Here is a 20,605-nt window from a genome sequence, read left to right as displayed (position 1 = left end):
TTTTGTGCATTAGATGAAGAAATAATTTTAACTCGTTTTGCTTTTTAGTGTTCGAATAGTGAAGCGCGGGTTTAGCAATTGAGCGAGCTTTATCTAATAAAAAATTGGGCGCGGCACCCATTGGTTTTTAATAAATTAATGACGCAGTAGATGTTAAACAGATAGAAAAGATTAGGGGTTGGGGATGACTAAATATACTAAAGAGATTGCGGATATTTTTTCCACTCTAGAATTAGATCAAATTAATTCGTTCATAAAAAAACTGGACATTGATCAAATCAAAATAATACAAACAGAAATTTTTCCTGCAATAAAGGATATAGCTCGTAGACGAGAATTAAAGGACGTCTTAACTGAGCATAGAGACCAGCTCTATACCGCTTCTGGTCCAGAAACAGTTATTAAACAGGCGTTGCAGAAAAATGACACCATACGTGCTCAGCTTAAGACACTATATGAAGGCCTGACCAAAGAATTTATTTTGGGACTAACCAATGATGATGCAAGAAAACTGTTGCTGAAAAGAGCAACAGGTGATGAGTTAGTTGTCCTTGAAAATAGATTAGCTATGATGGGTGCTGATAAGGACTTAGAGAAATTATGGCTTGATTTAACGGCTGAAAAGAGAGCGAGGAGCAATAATCCAGAACAACCAAAAGATCTGAGCGATGCATATCAACGTTGGCGGCAAATCAATAAGGTACGTTTGGGAAAAAATCCTATGCTCCTTCAATGGGAAGCAGGTATATGGCAAAACTTTATTAAGAAGAATAATCAAGTTAATTTAGAGCAGCAGCAACTCCCAGCAAAAACTGCTATAGAGGCACCTAAACGTGAGCCAGGTTTTTTTTCTACGATTGGATCAACTATTTCTAAAGGTCTTCAGACCGCGGCAACGTTTGTTGCAAAAATAATTTTTTTTGCTGCGGCCATAATACCTTATGTTTTTTATAGAATAGGTAAGGCTCTATTTGGTAGCGCTCCTCAAAAGCCAGAACCTAAAGAACATCCTCCTGTTCCTGAAGTCATCACAGAAGAAGAAAGAACAACCCTAGAGCAATTGCGTCTGAAGGGAGCGCAAAATGTTGCAAAAGTCACCGGATTAACTCAAGTTGGTGGTGAGAAAAAACGTGATCAAGCGAGTATTGAATCGTCACTTCACACTCGCTTTGGGATGGTCTTAGCATCACAGATGGTTGCTGGAACAAAAAATAAACATCATCGTGATTTATATACAGTTATAGAATCCTTAACAAGAGAAGAGGATAGTGATGACACCATTGAAGTAGTAAAAAATGCCATTGATAGTGTAGTCAATCCTTATCGCGCTTTATATGCAGTTATAGAATCCTTAACAGGAGAAGAGGATAGTGATGACATCATTGAAGCAGTAAAAAATACCATTGATAGTGTAGTCGGTACGTCAGACGCGAATCTTTATCGCGATTTATATGGTTTACGTACCATTATAGAATCCCTACCAAGAGAAGAGGATAGTAAGGACACCATTGAAGCAGTAAAAAATGCCATTGATAATGTAGCCGGTAAGTCAAACACGAACCCTTTAAATGGCGAACATGCTTGCTCTACAGGAGGTTATGCTGAACTGGTAACCTCCATGGAGTTCGAGGTTATAGATAAGTTGGTGCATAACCCAGAAGATTTTGAGCAGTATGGGTTGACTTTATCAAAAAAAGACAAAGAGCGGTTAGGTGTTTATCATGGCAATATGGAGCGCACTAGGGATTTAAGTCATATCCTGAAAGAAGTTGGGTCCGATTGGGGTGGGTATGTTGCCACTGCTTCTAAAGAAGGGGGGCCCAAAGACAGTTACAAAAAGATAGAGCATGAATTTGATAAAAAACAAGAAGCCTTTGAAAAAAAGCTTGCCTTAGCGAGTAGAGCATTACAAGAATCGGTTAAAAACCTAAAAGACGGAGAGTCATTATATCTTGAGACTGGCTTAGAAGGCCACGCCATGCAGCTGATCATCAAAAAGGAAGGGGGCAATATAAAACTATCGACCTATGATTCATCTGGCGCTTTAGAAAATACGGCGCTTCTGAACGGGGGAGTTAGTAATATAAAAAATGGTCGTAAAGGATTCTGGGATACCGTGGCCAATGTTGGTTTATGGGCTGCTATTACCGATCTGTTTAGTGCTGGTTCAGGTGTCTATCAATTATGGCGTATGGGCACTGAATCAATGAGAAAGAACGCATTAACTTTTTCTGTTCCTGAAGATCGTTTACATTCTCCCGAGGGGTTAGATTATTTAAGTACATTAATCCGTTCCAATTCCATGGCTGGTTGGGCACAAACTCATATTGATTTAAAACTTAAACATACGACCATGGAAGAACGTAGTCACATGGGATATTTCGAAAGGTTGAGGGCTTTAAATTCTCAGTCCGATGTTTATTCCAATTACATTAAAAATTTTAGTTCAATCGCTTCAGATAATGCGCCACCAGAATTTCAAGAGTTGTTGCAACGACCACAAAATACTCAAAACTGTTTTGCCAAAAAAGCGCAGTCTTGTGAATTATATGAGCTAGGAAAAGGAACGTATAAAAAAGTTCGATTAGCTATGTTGTTGGAGCAAAAGGAAGGGATATTGAATGATGTTTGTGGGAAAAAAGGTGTGGAGCAAGGTGAAAATAAAGTAAAATTTATTGATCCGGAATATACCAAGATGCTCAGAACTATTGAGCCTGAATATCTTTCCCCAGCCGAGCTACATAAAGTATCTATGCGCTTATGCGAATTAAAAAAACCGCCAACTACTGAATATTATCAACGATATTTTACTGCATTGCTTGATGCTAAAGAGAAGCTTGTCAATAAAAACAAGGGTGAAAACAAGGCAGCTATAGATCGTATCAATGACAAAATTTCTAGTCATGCCCAAGACTTATATTTGTATTTAAAAAATAACAAACGAGACCGAGAAATCAAAGAATTTTTTGATCCGGCCGTTTATAGTGAAGATCCTGCTTTTGATTGGCAATCTGGCGTTATGCCGTTAAAGACTGATGAGAAGGGGAATATTGATGCAGCGGCATTGGAACGATTAAGTTCACACTCTAACGCTCTCGCCTGGAAAGCTTCAATACAATTAATTAACCATCAGATTAAAAAGCTAACTGTCAATGAAAGACATATACACTCTGATAAGGAGCGTTTAGCACATGCTACTGCATGGAGCGCATCAAGGAACGTTACAGCAAAAGATTTAGAAGAAGCAAATATTGTTAGTTTTAATACTGGCGACGCGAGAAAAGAGGATACTAAAGTTGAAATAAATGTAGGTGGCACGCGAAAAGAAATTGATAAATCCACCTTTTTTAAACTGGTAGTAGCACATAAGGAGTCACTTACCAATCCTAAGGTTGTTGGGATTTTAGATTTCTTACGCAATGCGTCGCCTGCTAACGAAGAGCAATACAGGAAAACAGTCTTTGCTGCTCAACGCCAAGCTTTTGTAAATAAACTTGAAGTTGGTATTAAGGAAACCTCAACCAATCTAAAATCGATTGTAGCGAAACTTTCTGAAAGTGAAGCCAAATTGGCACGGATGATTGAGCAGTCACAAAAGCTTATTAATTCCCTTACCCAAGAAATTGAAACTGAAAAACAATCCATTGGTAAAGGAAAAAATTCGGTAAAATTAAAAAACCTGGAATCACGTTTAGACCTACTGAGAAAAGAGGTAGGAGAACTAGATAGATTGAAGGTTTCAGTTGTTATAAAACTTCAAAATCTTAAAGGGGATCGTACAGTTGATGGATCAGTTGAAAATAGAATTGCTAAAGCCGAGGATCTTCTTGGAAAATTAAAAGCTAAGAATACTGATTTACAAACAATCAATGCTGTAAGTCACGTGTTTAAGCTGGCTGCACAAGAGCTGGAAACTGTTAGCCAACACCTAGAAGAAACCATAAAAACCTTTGAAGTGGATGATATTGAGAGAGAGGCTAATGATCGGGTTATTCAAATTAATCATTACAGAGGAAGAGTCATTACCCATCATATGGAGACTAATGCGGAGTATAGAATATTAGATGAGTTGTCAGCAGGAAGAATCGGAACAGAAAAAGACAGAAATAGAGACCTGTACAAACAATCCGCAGAAGAGAGAGCTCGATTTTTCAAAGAAGGAAGAAATACGTTTCTTCCTGGATCAGTATTCCAAGAAATTCAGAGCTTAAATCAAAGACTAAAAGCAAAATCTCTTGGCATCGTAGAACGAAAAGTTATATTAAGTGTAAATAGCCCAGATATTAATCAGATTGACTCAATGGGAAGTGGAAATGATGAGTATATAAAGCTTGATAAGGTTTCCGAGCGGGTCAGTAAAGAACCTATTCCTGCAGAAATTAAAAAAGAATGGGTTCGTGAAATGTTTGCTATATGGTTAAAACATGAAAGCCCAGAAAAATTATACAGTATTCAGAACAATGTCAATCCAACTGTAGCCATCAATAATGCGTTTCATCACTTTTTAGAACAAAAAGCTAACATGAAATACGCAGCCCTGCAGGAATCAGGGTACCCCATAACCCTTGCTGAGGGGCAGGCTCAAGAAATGGGAATGAAGCCAATTGATATAGAGGCCTTCCGTGAACAGCGTAAAGCAGTAGCACTTCTAATTGCATCAAGAATTAAAGAAAAACTGTCTAAGGTTGAGCCGAAACCCAAAGTAGAAGCCGTAGTTGTTCCCAAAGTTCAGCTAAGGGGCACGGATTTAGTAGGGCAACATGAAGCTGTAGATTCAAAAGGCTTTGTACCACCGAAGGCGACATTTTTAAGGCTATATGAAACAACGGTAATCGATGGAAGCACTTTAAAGTTTTTACGAGAAAATCCAACTCCTACCCCGAAAGGAGTAAGTCAAGATCAATGTGGTCAATATTTTAGAGACGTTGCAAGTTATTTACATAAATTAAAGACGCATAATGGTTTAGAAAATAAAGGTGAACGAATTACAGAGTTTTGTCATGCTGCAACTTCTGCAATCTTTAATTTGCCCTATCCTCCACCAGCCGAGATAGTTAAGGATATAGCCAATAGCATGCTAGAGCGCTATAGAGCTGACGACGAAGAGAAATCACTTGGCGATTCTTTCACCACCTTGGAGAATACGCAAAGAAATCAACTGTTAATGAATTTAATAAAGTTGAATTTATCGCAAGTTAGAGGGACACAAGTCAATCCAAAATTCTTCTCAACGATTAAACAATGGGAAAAACTAATAACTCCTCCTGATGAGGCTATGTCAGCAAAAATTAAGTTGCTAACTCCAGATGGTACTCAGCCTGTTGATATGACTTTATTAAAAGAAGTAGACCGCGCTCTTCATGAGTCTCCTATTGGATTAGAAGGAATATATGAGGGGCAAAAAGGGTTACAAGTGGCTTTAACTGCTTATGGTAAAGAAAAGGCAGTTGATGACAAATTACGCCGACTGGCTGATAGGTTAGGTATGAGGAATGGTGATGCCTTGTTGGCTCATCAATTTATCGCCTTTTACGCAGATAAAAAGTTTGTACTTTCAATTGATGGAATAAATAGTACACAAGGTCGTGAACTTTTTGATAGAGCCTTCCTGGATGCGTTTCGAAATGCTAAAACAGATGAAGAAAAACGTCAACTTTTGGACTTTGTAAAGAATCTTCCTTTAGATCAAAAAAAGAATCCATGTGCCCTTAAAGCACCTCATGAAGCATTTATTGATGAGCTCTTACTCAAGGCTGCCATTATTGATCCTAGAGCATTTAAGGCAATTACTTCTACGGATGCTCCTACAACAAAACAATCAGACTCTTTTGTTGATTCTTTAACCAAAGATAACCCTTTAAGTGCAAAGAATCCTGATGCTACGGATAGATTATTTGGATTTGCTAGAGACGTTAATATACTGGCTCTCAAAATTGAGATCGAGCGAAACAAAACTCCAGTCGATCAGGCTAGATTAGATGAGCTTCATGCCAAATTAATATGTTCTAATTTAGCTTATCAATCAATTTTTGATCAGGCCAATGAAGATACACTGGCTAATCTTAGTAAGAATTTTGAATTTAGCAGAGAGATGGGCTTATTACAGTCAAATATAAATAAACTGCAAGATAGTTTAGTTAACTTCTCTAGTAATTTGCATGAGAATGGTCGTGCTGAACAATTCAAGAAAGTTTTTAGTCAGTATGTGGAGGATCGTAAATTTGACGGTCCAAAAGTAACTATTACTGCTGAGAAGCCGACCACCTCTAAAGGTCTTCCTGGATTTATCTCATTAGGGTCCAATAGAAGTTTAGATATTTTACATGGTGTTATTTATCTCGGTAATAATAAGTTAGGAGTGATGCCAGCTTATATTCAATCTAATATCGCATTACAAGTATTGGGTATAGATAATCTCCCATTTAAACCACAAGACGGGGGCTATATTTATACGGAAGATGAGGGTAATGAGACTAAAATTAAAGCGTCTATAACACCCCAGGAAGATGGAAGTCTTGTCATTCAAAGAGAATTAAAAACCTTAGATGGCAGCTCTAAAGTTCTTCAATACATCCAACCCGATATGATGGATTCAGTACCCATTGCATTAAAAAGAAGAGTTAAAGCAGAACATTATTTTATAGATTCAACAGGCGCAATACATGGCTACACTGCAGACTTTACCCCTATATTAAAAGTGTCAAAAGGGCAAGGTAATGAAATCTGGAGTGGGAATTTATTAGATCATCGTGGCAAGCCAGTTGCTATTAATTTAGCAGTTGACGAGGACTCTATTGCCCACGATTTATCTAAGATCTTCCCTGCTGATGAAATGATTAGTGTTGATAAAAACACTGTTTATGTGCCATCCATTGCTAAGTTCGTGATTTACAATGATAAAACAACAGATTATTTCCTTTCAGATAGTCCTACCCTTGCTAATACTTCATCAGTGAGACATCTTAAAGTAACGGCAGAGGGTAGCGCATACACTGAAAGAAAATTATCCCTTTCTGAAATAAAAGAAGTGCAGGCTCTAGAAGGGCAAATACAACAATTAAAAGATGAAGTACCTAGGTTAAAAGGGCAGGTGATAAAGCTAAAAGAAGAGTTAGGCTCTGATTCACTCAGTGTGCAAGCTAGAGGAAAAATTGAGAAGGATATACGTGAAGCGGAATCTAGAATTAAATTACTCGAAGGTTCTGGTTTACTCAGTAAACAGGCTAAAGAACAAATTGCTCTAAAGATTAAGGAGTGTGAGGCTAAAATTAGAGAAATTACTAGCCCTGAATATTTTATTTTTATTGCTAAATCACCAAAAATTATAACCCTAGAAACAGAGCTGGTAGAGTTAGAAAAGGCAATGCACAAAGCCTATAAGGAATTTAAAGAGGGTGAAAAAGATAGAGATACATTAGCGACTAATTATGATACAGCGAAACAATCTTATTTACAGGGCAAGGAAGCGCTTAATCAAGCTTATGCTACAGCAGATTACCTTCGATCTTATAATGATAAAGGAAGCGTATTAAAAGCCAAAAACTTCCAAAGTATACTTCATATTGGATCAATAGAGGGTAAAACTTCAATTTTAACCCAATTGTTGGGAGCCAATGTTCCTAGAACTCCCTTAAAGTCTAGTGAATTAGAGCAATTAAAAAACCTTAAGCAGAAATTTACAGACTTGAAGGAAGAAGGAAAATTAACAAAAGAGGATCGATTAGCCCTAATTATGCTGATTGGTACAGAACTCCAACATCATATATTAGAAAGAGGAGTATGTGCCACAGGTAAACTTGACACATGGGATAGAGAAGCCTATAGCGAGCTATTAACAGAATTTCATGATGAAGTGAAAGATCTAAAAGGGCTATCTGAAGAACTTCCTTTAGCTCAGTTTTCCGAACTGTGGAGAGCGATACAATCTGAGTTTGCAACAGAGGAATTGCAACAATTATCTGCAAACAAGGGAGATACATTACAAAACTTCTTTACAAAACCCGTGACCCCTGTTTTAACCGGTGAGAAAAAAGCGATAAGCATCAATACAAAAACAACAGATATGCCTATTGAGTCAATGGGGGCTCGTTCTTTAGTTCAATTTAACTTGCATAGCGATCCTCAGTCACTCGTTGATGCCGCTCAATTGGATCTTGAACAAAGGCTAAAAGGAGAGGGATTAGCTCAATTTCAAGATTCTGTCCAAGCTCAAGAAGATGGCTATTATTACGAGAACTATGGATTATTTAATACTAAAACTCTGGAAAAATTGTTTAGTGTCACTCCAGGACATGCTGGAATTGGAGGGTTAAGTAAACAAAATGTTGCGGAATTATTTGAGTTAATGAAGAAAGATGGATGGCTGCGGGCTGTAGGGGCAGATAAATATCAACTAGCACGCCATCCCAGTGAGTTTTATTCTTCTGCGAAAATTCAAAGTTATCTCACTGAAAAAGGTTTTGCACGAAGTGAGATGCGTGCTATTTCTGATAGACTCGAAACATTTTTATACCAAACTGCCGTTAGTGGTGGAACCTATTCCATAAAAGATAGAGCCAGGGATGAATTAATTGAAAAAGTCACTGAAGCACAGGCTAAATGCAATATGGAGTATTTGGAGGCTAAAGATAAGATAGAATCCATTTTAGGCAACTCATCTCCACGAATTACTTTTGCAGAGCTCAATGCCGCTTATCTCTTAAATGATTACGGTAGAATTCTTTCTAAATTCCCCGAAGGAACCGATCGTAAGCAAGTTGAGATTGTATTGAATAATGGTATGACTCGATTGTTATATTATAAAACTGAGTTGGATCACCTAAATGATGTACAAAGTACATTCAAACTAAAACAAGATGCCAAAGCAGTTTCAATGCTGCATATTAAAAGAAACTACCAATTAGACCGATTACTTGACTCTGAAATTGCGTTAGATACAACTGTAACTGATCCCCAAATAGTGGAACAAGAACGAAAAATGCAAAGAGCCTTTCTACTTTTTGAATCTGAGTTTGGTCATCGTTGTAATACTCGTCAAGTGAATATATTCCGTGGGCTACTCCTGGATGATGAAACTAATCCCGATAAAATCGATTCAGCTCAAGCACGGATGGGATTTGGTAAGACCACTTTATTACCGTTGGTTGCTTTATATAAGACGGGAGAAAAACTGGTTCGCTTTATAGTGCCAAAATCAGCACTTGAAACCAATACAGCAGACATGTCTTCAACATTAAGTAATTTACTCGCTGGACGTGCTGTAAAAGATGACTTCCAACGTTATCGAATTGAGGCCGACCCTGAACCTGAAATGGGTTTGGACAGCCCCCGATTAAAATCGTTTCAAAATGCTAAGGAAGACTTGAAGAAAAGACTCTCCTTATATAAGGATATTAGAGAGAATCGAGAAGTACTTGTGCAAGCACCTAGCGTTCGCAACTCTATGGAATGTCAATCAAAGATTTTCTTAGATATGTTGCTTAGACTCAACCCTAAAGAAACTTTACAACGTAAAGAACTCATAGAATGTATTTCAATACTCAATGAGATTCGTTCCTTAACAACCGTTTCAATATTTGATGAATTAGATGCCACCCAAGATAGTGCGACAACGGACGTAAACTACACCTCTGGTGAAAAAGTCGCTATTAATCCGGATGAAATTTACCCATTAGAAGTGATTACTCAAATAATACGAGGAGCAGAAGACAGGACTCCTGCTAAGTTGGCAGAGGTATTACTTGCTAAATTTAATATTGCTGACGATGCCGAGCATAGCCTTTTGAATTATGTGACGTCTTTAGAGGTGGAAGAGCCCAAAACAGTTACCCCTTCTAACAGTACAAAAATATATTTAATGCGAGCTATTCTTACTGATCCAGTGATGCTCAGTGTATTTACTGAAAAAGAACCTGGTACTGACTTTGGAGTATGGTTTCAAAATGCTAGCGATGGTTCAAAGTTGTACGATTATGATGCGCTTAAGACAGGAAAGGAAACCAAATCTACCAAGCCATTATTAATTACCATTCCTTATTCTGCAGCAAACACACCGAAGCCACAGGGGTCAAGGTTTGATAATCCAGAGGTTACAGCAATCACAACCTTTTTGTATTATCTTGATCCTAGAACAGAAATAAATGAAATCCCTCATTTAGAATTTTTAATTGACTCCATCCGAAGTGGGGTTGGTGAAAAGCCCTTCTTGGATCCTACAGGCAAACATATTGAACCTGAGTTTCTTGCTATTTTTAATGAAATTAAAAAGTTAGCAGAAATAGAAGATCCTATTTTCAGAAATGCAGAAAGAGAAAAGTACTTTGCTACTCTCGATAAGGGCCCTGCATTTAGACGGATGTTAGCGCGTACCATTATTCAAGAGCAGATCAAGTTTGACTCTGGAAAAGCAAACAGTAATCGCTATGAGCAAGGAACGACTGAAGATGCTGTAATTGGATTTTCAGGAACTGCTGGTGACACCTCATCTCACTTTAAAGAAAACATGCTTGACCCTGCTGCCGATGGAAACATGACCTTAGGTATTATGGGACGACAAAATTGTCAAGGAACCACCTCACTGGATACGGCAAGTTTTACAGAAGCAGACGAAGGCTATACAGCTGCTTTGATAACACAATTAGCCAAATCGTTTTCAGACAATACAAGAACAATGATTGATGTGGGTGGATTATGTAAGATCGGTAATCGTGGTGTGGCAAAAGAAATTGCAATTCAACTAAGGCAGAAAGAGGAGCCACTAAAAGGACTAAAAGGTGTTATTTTCTACGATGATGTGACCAATATGAAAAAGGTTCTTACCGTAGATGAGCATAATAAAGAAACCATCGTTGATTTAACCCCAGAAATGGTGGCTGAGTCCGATCGACATGGAAGTTATTTTACTTACTATGATCAAAGCCACTCAAGAGGTGCGGACATTAAACAAATGGATGGAGCCCATGCTGTTTTGACCTTAAACTTTACCGTCACTAACAATGACTACAAACAAGCCATTATGAGAATGAGAAAAATTGTTGATAAGACAGCTGGTCAATCATTCTCTGTAGCTGTGCCTGATGTTTTGGAAAAGCAAATCCTTATCGATCTGAACCTTAAGAATAGCGATAGACCCAAAGGGCTCACAGGAAACGATATTGCATTTTGGTTAAGACAAAAAGAACTCAAAAGTGATTCAAATAATGTTTCTGTATTAACGATGGAGCTGGATGGCGTAGTCAAAAACGCCATTTTACAGCAACAGGCAGAGATAACCAAGTTGATGGAGTCTGGGGACTGGAGTGAATCGCAAATCAAAACATTTAGTGATTGTATCAGCGAGCTCAATAAGATTTCACCTTTTATTTCTGGCAGCTTATCTGATTTGAAGGCTAAATATGGTGGCACCTATGGTGAGGTGACAAAAGAAAAATTTGTCGAGGGCTTAAGAAAATCATTCGACGAGAGAATGGCATCTATTTATACTGCTGTTAATCAAGCAAGAAAAGATTTGGGACACCCTGTGTTGCAACGTGACGATCTAAATGCTTACGATGCAATGAAAGAGAGGATTATCCAAAGACGTGAAGCTCAGTTGAGCGATAAATTTGTTATTCCTTCTGCCAGCGGTAATGCCTTATCTGAAGGCCACTCTGAAACTGAAAATCAATCTCAGAGTCAATCACAAAGCCAAAGCCAAAGTCAAAGTCAAACCCAAACTCATTCATTTTCTGAGGTCAATAATGAAGAGGTTGTTGTTGACAGTGTCCTCACAAAACATGACGTACCTTTTGAAGCTATTTCTATAGATTATTTATCTGCGCCAGAAAAAATAAGTAAGTTAGTTTTGGCGAGCGAAACAGCCCATATGCAGAATTTGTTTAATGAGGCAGATCCTATTCGCTGTAGCTCAACCTATAAAGATCCTATACCTCCTGTTCGTTATTTCGTGGCACGAGAAGTAGGAGATCCAAAAGTTATTTTAATGAACCAAGATGAGGCCAATCAATTTAAGAAATCACCCGTGGATGGCTGGAGCTTATATGATATAAGATCTACAGAAATAAATAATGTTTCTAAAGTGAAAGTTCTTGTTCCTTTAGCTGGACCAGAAATTGCTTCTTTAAAAGATCCTTTGGTGAAAAAATTGAATTTTGCAGCTTATCGGCATGCGGTGACAGGGGATACTGTTGCAAAATTAGCTGATTCTTTTGCAGGAATTGTGACCCCAGAACAACTTAAACCGTCATTGGATATTACCTTTAAAGAGACGCAAAATCTTTCCGAGAAGGATTCAGTTTTCCATTTAGCAAAATGGGGTTTTACTGGAAAAGCTCAAGAAAATCTTCACATGCAAATTGCGCAAACTAAAGAATTAAAATTTACTGATAAGAAAGGCAAAAAACATGAACGAAATGGAGTAACTATTTCACTAGGGGAAGGTGAGTCTCAGGCTGAGGTATTCATTTCTTCCAAATTAAATAAACGTTTTGCTGCAGAGGAACGCCCAAAAATTAAGGTAATTGCAGAGCAAATTAAGAGAGAGCATGATAGTGCTATGGAAGAAAGAAAAGCTCTCTTAGAAGAAGTAAAAGAGATTAGAGGGGATCTATCGAAGAAACCTAGAGGTGAGCAATTAAAACAACTTAAAGCAGATGATTCGCAAAAAGAATCGCTAAAAAAGACGTTAGGTTTGAAGGGATATACGCTTGAAGATTATGCAGAAAAAATTCAAGCGTTAGAAAACAAAAGAAAACAAATTATTACTGATGGCTCGACAAAAGTAACCGATCGTTTCCCAAAAGCGATGCATTTTTTTCTAGATTATAAAGATTGGAATAATTATGGAGCCAATGCGTTGAACTATGTACAGTACTTTTCCCGAACTAAACTTGAAGGTGCTAAAGAATTTGGTTTCCAACTCGATGGGCAATGGTTTGGTGGAGTAGACGAGGCTGCTGCTCATTGTGTCAACAAACTTTATAAAGCAAACAAAACTAAGGCAATGTCTGCCGAAGAGTTGGAGCAAAAACTAGAGGCTGAGATTAATAGAGTTTATACCATTGCGGAAAAAAGACTTGCCGACTCTATGAATTATGAATCTTACAATACTGTACTGATGGATGCTTTATTTGCTGCGAGCCAAGAGCCATCTCGTATTGCGGTGAGCGGTGGTGGAAAGAAGAAGAAAGGACCACAGCAAACAAAACTAAATGATAACGTTGAAGTATGGGGAGAAAAATTTGAGTCGGTCTTCACGAACCTGTTTTATGACATTTATTGTGAAACCATAGATGATGAGGCGAAAAATGAGGCGGATAGGAATAAAGCATCCAATGCCTTTATTGCGGATTTGAAAAAAGAGATTGTTAAAGCCAGGAGTGCTCAGCCAAAACTTTCCGCTGAGCAGCTTCAGGAGAAAATATTGGGGATTGCTAAGGTCTTTGCCGAGAAAAATGGTTACAATGATGCTGATTATTTTGTAAGTCGAATAAAGAATAGATTGTGTTATTCACCAATTGCTGGAGTCAATAAAGAAAAGAATATTGCGGCAATGAAAGAAGACATCCGCCACTTTGTCTTAAGAGATTTTCTTGATGTAGCGGAAAATGCAAGCGAGGAACAAGCAGAGTTTTATAAGCGTGTTCTCGACCTTACTACGGCCAAACTTCCTAAAAATGATTATGCATTACCAATCAGATTATTAGACTTTAAAACTCATCCTATCTCTAGGGAAGAAATAGCTATTGCTGTTAAACAAGCATTAGCGAATCAAAATATGTCAACAACCCAATCAGAAATGGATGTTATGATTAATGACGTCGCTGAGCGGTTATCAGGACAAAAAGCCCTGGTTGAACTTTTGGGACATTATAAACCGATGGCCAATCGTCCTATAGAGTTTGAACCATTAGACGGTCAAAAACGCAGGATGTTTATGACCAGCCATGAAATAGTAGTCGAGATGGATACGCAAGTTTTAGAGATTGACGATCAAATCGCTAAACTGAAAGCACAAAGAAAAGCGGCAATGGAGGCTATTGATGAACGATATGCTGTTCTTAAAGAAAAGCTGGCTGCAAATGCTGAAAAGGTTAAAGAATTAAAAGGAGAGTTGTCTGCAATTAATAAATTGATAGATGGCATTAAAAAATTCTTTGGCATTTTCACCAAGGAGCACCATGTTACTGTTCAAGAGCTGGAGGGTGAAGAGACTGCTTTCTTTGATGAGCATTTCGATCTACCTACAATAATTGAAAATGAGGTTTCAGCTTCTACAACATTGGCCTTTATGCCGCCAGAGTTCTACGATGTGAAGCGTGATATGGATGTACAACGCGAACAATTGCATGGGCTTGAACAACCAATTGAACTTCATGCCGAGGCTTCTATTATTGAGGCGGAAAGGATCGTTAAGAAAGAAGCTGCGGAAGTACAGCCAAGAGAGTCTAGAGTAAAAGGATTAATAAGTGAACAAGCTCTGGAAGAACAACAACGTCAAGCGGTAGTGCTAGAAGTAGGACCTAAAAAAGAAGTCGTCTCAGAGTTCACAGTAGCCGTTTCAGAACAAGAGGTTGATGGTATTGACGCTACTGTCGATAATAAGGATGAAATAGTGATAGATGAGCTCGTAGCAGCACGAGAAAGCACAAAGGTTCAGCAGATAGATACTAAAGATTCTACGCTAAAATTTAAAGCTCGAATCAAGGACATGCACGAAGACGATGAGTCCGCTGAACTTGAGAGATCACAAACCATTAGGCATTAATCTCTGATGTCCAAGGTGTCTAAAGGTCAGAAACCCTACCGACCAACTTGTAGTTTGGTCGGTAGTTTCAAACTATCAGCGTATGTGATAAAATGTAGGCCATAATGGATTGTTTTTGCGAGAAAATATGCCGAAATTCAAGACACATGCGGAGCGCATGAAACATAAGCAAGCCAAACTCATACCTTGTTCGATGTGGTATGACAATCAATTATTCTACGAATCCCTAGATGATACTGTGCTTTCACTAATGAAAGCAAAACCTGATAATTTAATGCCTCATTTAAATAAATCACTACCTAAGCTTAATAACCAATGGTTAAAAAACAAGCATGGATAGCTATTGCATTATCTCAATCTGTTAATTTACCAAAGCTTCAAGATGTGGCGACAGCCCTTAAGTTAAATAGAAATACAGTATTTTTATTATTAGCCATTTTTCTCAATATACCTGAAGTGAGAGTGAGTGCTCACGGAGCAAAATAATTTTTATCGTTCGGAAATTAGTGGGCAAGTGGATTTAGGTCAGCTAGCCCTAGACCAAGAATCCTCTATGGTTGCGCTGTCTACAGGGGAAAAAAAACGGTTGGATAGTGCTATTCGACATTATCAATCTATGCTGAAATCCAAAGGCGTCAATAATCTTATCAATGAGTTGCGCGCCCAATTAATAGGGCGCTATGAAAAAAATCCAGCATCCATAATGGGTGATAATGAAGAAAAAATTGTTCTTCCTATGGAGTTTGCTGAATTTAAGAAACTGAAACTGAGTGAAAATGAACACCAACAAGCATTAAAAGCTTATTACCAACATAAGGGGCACACGGCTTGGCGATATCTGCAAAAGCCTAATCCATGGATGAATCCCGAAGCCTCTTACGTGTATCGTAATGTTAAAACAGGTGCGAGATGGGCGACGTTTGAAGAATATCAGCCTTTAATTGCCTTATTTTGGGTTGCTGCAGGTGATGAATCAATACCACCGACAGATGGTCATACCCTCGAAAGTCGATTAGACCATTTTATTGATGAACTGGCGCTGATTGGGCGTGCACATAATTGGGATGGTACGCGAATTAATGAGAAAGGAAAAGCGGAAGAGTATGATGACTTGACTGGAGATAGACCCTCCTGTTTTTCTGATGTAAAGCGTAGACTTTTCCAATCTGTTTTGGGACATCCTCTAATTGTCATTTTCACCGAAGATATGGTTTTGGAGGAAATAAGACATTTAGCTCGCAATTATTTTCAATCAAAAATCAATAAAGAGAATAAAATAGCGCTGAAAGAAGCCTTTGATGATTATATTCTTAATATCGACGGATTGAGTGACGAAAATCAACATCATCTTATGTCATTGAATATCCCTGAGGAAAAAATAAATCAGTTTGAACACTATTTATCAGATAAATATGGAGCCCAATATACAGAAGATTATCATTTTCGAAAATTGGTTCGCAATAAATTGAGTTTAGAGCCTAACGCAGGCAATATTTTTAATCAGTTGCATGCCCTAATGCTCGATGGTATTGCTGGTCTTTATCAAATACTTAATGAAAATCTTGATGAGCAGAATCAAAAAATAGCTGAAGCTAGGCATTTGAGATTTTTTAAATCTGAAACAATACCTGATGATAAAGCCAACAAGGAGCAATGTTTAGACGAGATAATCGATCCGCCTTCTCTCTCAGTCCATAATGCGTAGTTATTACCTTGTTGAGATCTAGATGGGAAATTTAATGTTTATTAGCCAAAGCTTTGATAGAGACGAAGTCGTAATCAAGGCTAAAAACTTGACATCATTACGTCAATGATTTAGGTGGTCAGAATAATGTTCTGTCTTTGATTAAAAATCATTTTTGCGTTTTTAAATACTTTCTCAGAAAAATAAACCTTGTTTTTAGAAAATAAAAGCAGTGTCGAGTTCCTGGTTCCATAATCATGCTGAGGTATGTTTACAAAAATGGAGCTTAAGGCTTTTTCTAAATCTTGTGTTACACCGGTTTTTGGTAATAAATTGTCTGGGGCAGGGGTTTGATCTTCTAAAATCGGAAATAAGTGCGCCTCAATTTGGTCGGGTGTATTTGCTGCGACTTGTCTAGAGAGCGCTTGTTTAAATAATTTTTTTATCCTTGATACCTTATACCAGGGAGTATCTAACAAATGGTTACTTAAACCATAAAGACCAGGCTTTAATTTTATAGTTTTTTCTTCTACATTGGAGTAGTAAAAGATTTCATTCAAATTCCCAACAATTAAACTATATAAATTATATTGATGGGCGGATGGGCTAATTGTTTTGATGTAAGCGTATGGATCAATATTTTTTTGCAAGTACTCTTTGACTAGAACTCCTCTCGATAACAGCGAGGTATCATAAGCTTTGGGATTTCTATAATTAGTGACCAACGCAAATTGTCCATTTTTATTGATGCCAAGCCAACTACCACCGCCAACTAAATCTTGTCCTGCAAATAAGCGAGGAGAATCCTGCCAATAGTGGGCCGGCTCTGTGGGTCTTATGTAAAACTCATCACGATTAGATAAAATAATAATAGGATATTCAGGATGTTGTTTCACTGCGATTAATGCAAGACACATTTTGAGTTTAAGAAAGTTATTGCCTCTATCAAGTTTATACCATATTTAGCACTTCCCGCGATTTATTAGACTTCTTTCCAAACAAAATTCTTCGTACGAGGGAGGGGAACTTTTCGTAGCCATGACTTGCAAAAATGCTTAAGTCATTGATGCGTAAAATAATCGCATTAAATCTATTTAATGATTAATGTGCTTAATAATTTCTTAACTTTAATTTGTTATATTATTACTTTCTCGTTTAGTTGAACATTATTATGCCAATTCGTTCTTTAGCTCTAAAAGATAAAGACCAAGTTCTTACTTTAGATAAAATCATTTTCAGTGTCGTTGATCCCTTAGGTGGATGGAGGGAAACCGATTTCAATCAATTTTTTAACGAAGACAGTTGCCATGTTTTTTATGATGAAGGACAGCCCGACACAATACTTGGATATATTTTTGCAACACAAGAAGAAGGCCATACCTATATTAGCAATCTAGGTTCAGATCCTAGAGCTGGGAAGCGCGGTATTGGTACCGTACTTATGGAAAAAGTGATGTTACAAGAGGATGAAAATTCTAAAAAAAGCAAGCGTCCGTTCGCAATAAAACTACATGTTGATCATGATAACGAGAAGGCTATCCAGTTTTACAAAAATCTTGGATTTAAAGAAGATGGCCGGGATCATCATGGGATTAAAATGACAGCTACGGAGTTACCTGAAAAATTCAAGCGTAAGGAAATACAACCACCTGTTCCAATGACTAGAAAAGCTTTGATTATAAGAAATATCGAAGGGATTGCATATAGTGACTTAAAAGTTGCTTTAGATGGTTTAGAGCCTAATCAACAAGCCCCGCGAGAATTTAATGAATTAATTAATCTTATGCGATCCGATGCCGTATCTATTGGCGACCAGTTAGACCAAGCTCTAGCCTTATTTAAGTTACAAACGGTGCGTGATTATATTTACGAAACTGTTAAAGAAAAAACAGGAAATCATGTTATCTATCATCTTAATGGGCTAGATAATATTGGAATAGTCAACGATATAAATGCTGCTTATATCATAGAAAAATTGGAAAAAATACCCACAAATACCGATTTTGATATGTTGTACCTTGGAGGAGGACATGGAGCTCCAATCCAAGGTTCAAGTAATCTCAGTAGGCAACAATTGGTGAGTATTACGGATGCCTTAAATAACAAAAGTAGCCAATTTTCTGCGGTGGTATTAGGGAGTTGTTTTAGTACAGCCTACTTAAGTTTATATCAACCTCTTTTAAAAGATAATGGGGTTACAATAAGTAACTCGTTGGAGTGTGGCGGAGATAATAATTTTAAGCCCGCCATGAAATGGCTTAATGGACAGCGAAAAGAATTCTATTCTACCAAGCACCTCTCAACTTCTATTATAGTTTCTCGCGAAGCTCGCCACGCTATTAGACGAGTAATGGAGGGAGTGGTTGTTCATCAAGGTGAAGAGTTATTTGAGGATTACGGCAAGTTGCTCGATACTTATAGGCAAACCGTTCGAACCGTAGCACCAGAATTATTGGACGACGAAATTTATGCTCAGGCAGGAGAGTTGTTCAACACAGATCTAGATGGACTTGTTATTGAAATGCAAAATACAGAGGGAGTACTTGATAAAGGAAAAGTTCAAGAAATATTAAGACACTACCCCAAATTAGATGAGCACATTAAAGTTGTTGCTAATAAAAAAGGCGAGAAAGTAACTTTTGATGCATTAATTAATTGCCTTCAACCACCTCCAACTTCTTTAGTAGTGGGAACCGCAAAAACGTTAACTATGTTCAACTTTAGTCGATCTCATGCCATGCCTTCGAATGCTGAGGATGACTTTCAATACAACTATAGTGTAGTTAGGAATAGAGTTAAACAATCAGGTCGATTTTCAGCAGTTAACGAGGTACTCACCGAGTTTAATGAGGTTTCAGCAAAAAGACAATTTAATGACTTATTTGCTCAAGCAACAGAATTAACAGGGCAGATGAGAAAAACTCAAGGGCATCGTGTAGAGCCAGCGGTGAAAGAGGGCGGTCGAGCAGAACAAGAGCGTCGTGCAGAAGAACAACGCCTTGCACAAGAGCGTCGAGCAGAACAAGAACGTCGTGCCGAAGAACAACGCCTTGCACAAGAGCGTCGAGCAGAACAAGAACGTCGTGCCGAAGAACAACGCCTTGCACAAGAGCGTCGAGCAGAACAAGAACGTCGTGCCGAAGAACAACGCCTTGCACAAGAGCGTCGAGCAGAACAAGAACGTCGTGCCGAAGAACAACGTCTTGCACAAGAGCGTCGAGCAGAACAAGAACGTCGTGCCGAAGAACAACGTCTTGCACAAGAGCGTCGAGCAGAACAAGAACGTCGTGCCGAAGAACAACGTCTTGCACAAGAGCGTCAAGCAGAACAAGAACGTCGTGCCGAAGAACAACGTCTTGCACAAGAGCGTCAAGCAGAACAAGAACGTCGTGCCGAAGAACAACGTCTTGCACAAGAGCGTCAAGCAGAACAAGAGCGTCGTGCCGAAGAACAACGTCTTGCACAAGAGCGTCAAGCAGAGCAAGAGCGTCGCGCAGAGAAAGCACGACAAGCGCGTGAAGCTCAAGAGCTTATTGTAAAACAAGAGCACGAACAGAATCATCAGGCTTTTGCAGCGCAACTTAAGTTGCTAGATAATAAAATAGTTGAGCTAGACCAGCGAGGAATGGAAAAAGCCCACAAGGCTGCATTAGATCTGTATGACAAGTTAAATGATGCCGGGGCGATTTATTTCTCTAATAAGCCTACTTCACAATCCTATGAAGTATTTAAAAAGAATTGTAATACTTCTATTAAAGAAGCACGAAAGGAGCTTGATCAACACCGAGGCTGGTCCGATTTTCTAACCAATCTGGCTTTAGCAATTGGAACTTTAGGTATTGGATTACTCATCAAAGGAGCAATTAATCTGGCAAACAACAGATCCTTTTTCTTTGTCCATGAAACTGACTCTTGTAAAATGACAAAAGGGATCAACGGAACAATTGATAACGTGGTACCACCAGCTATTTTGTCGTTCTAGATCTCCAGTCCTTGCTCCGGCTCTTGAGCCGGAGCAAGAGGCTGATTCTAAGTTTTTGATCCAACAACAGAACATGTAAGAGGATTGTCGTGGTAATACGCTCCAAGTAAACGATATAGATTGATATAAGCTGACTTGCCGAAAGGCGAGAATGAATTATACTTCAAAGAACACG

General features: G+C 38.2%; 6 protein-coding genes. 5 read left to right on the top strand and 1 reads right to left on the bottom strand.

Annotated features, from left to right (window positions below):
* Positions 1-184: 184 nt before the first annotated feature.
* The 4 genes from LFA_RS18870 (at position 185) to LFA_RS09385 (ending at position 16,469) form a co-directional block, all read left to right on the top strand.
* Positions 185-14,764, top strand: a complete 14,580-nt coding sequence (locus tag LFA_RS18870; RefSeq protein ID WP_052673923.1) for a hypothetical protein — start codon at positions 185-187, stop codon at positions 14,762-14,764.
* 157 nt (positions 14,765-14,921) lie between these two features.
* A complete protein-coding gene (locus LFA_RS20165) occupies positions 14,922-15,104 on the top strand; it encodes a hypothetical protein (protein WP_197541183.1) in 183 nt (60 codons plus the stop codon).
* Positions 15,080-15,250, top strand: coding sequence for a hypothetical protein (locus tag LFA_RS20160; protein ID WP_197541182.1), 171 nt, complete (start codon positions 15,080-15,082; stop codon positions 15,248-15,250). Before LFA_RS20165 ends, LFA_RS20160 begins: the two co-directional genes overlap by 25 nt.
* The gene (locus tag LFA_RS09385; protein ID WP_052673922.1) at positions 15,231-16,469 is read left to right on the top strand and encodes a hypothetical protein; all 1,239 of its coding nucleotides are present in this window, start codon (positions 15,231-15,233) and stop codon (positions 16,467-16,469) included. Before LFA_RS20160 ends, LFA_RS09385 begins: the two co-directional genes overlap by 20 nt.
* Before the next feature lie 110 nt (positions 16,470-16,579).
* On the opposite strand, the gene LFA_RS09380 is transcribed toward LFA_RS09385, so the two are convergent.
* Positions 16,580-17,365, bottom strand: a complete 786-nt coding sequence (locus LFA_RS09380) for an NRDE family protein (RefSeq protein ID WP_045095959.1) — start codon at positions 17,363-17,365, stop codon at positions 16,580-16,582.
* Positions 17,366-17,619: 254 nt separating this feature from the next.
* Between LFA_RS09380 and LFA_RS18865 the strand changes: the two genes are divergently transcribed.
* Positions 17,620-20,430, top strand: a complete 2,811-nt coding sequence (locus tag LFA_RS18865; RefSeq protein ID WP_052673921.1) for a GNAT family N-acetyltransferase — start codon at positions 17,620-17,622, stop codon at positions 20,428-20,430.
* Positions 20,431-20,605: the final 175 nt, after the last annotated feature.

Origin of the sequence: Legionella fallonii LLAP-10, from assembly GCF_000953135.1 — a bacterium.
Taxonomy (GTDB): domain Bacteria; phylum Pseudomonadota; class Gammaproteobacteria; order Legionellales; family Legionellaceae; genus Legionella; species Legionella fallonii.
This window is presented reverse-complemented; position numbering and strand designations above follow the sequence as displayed.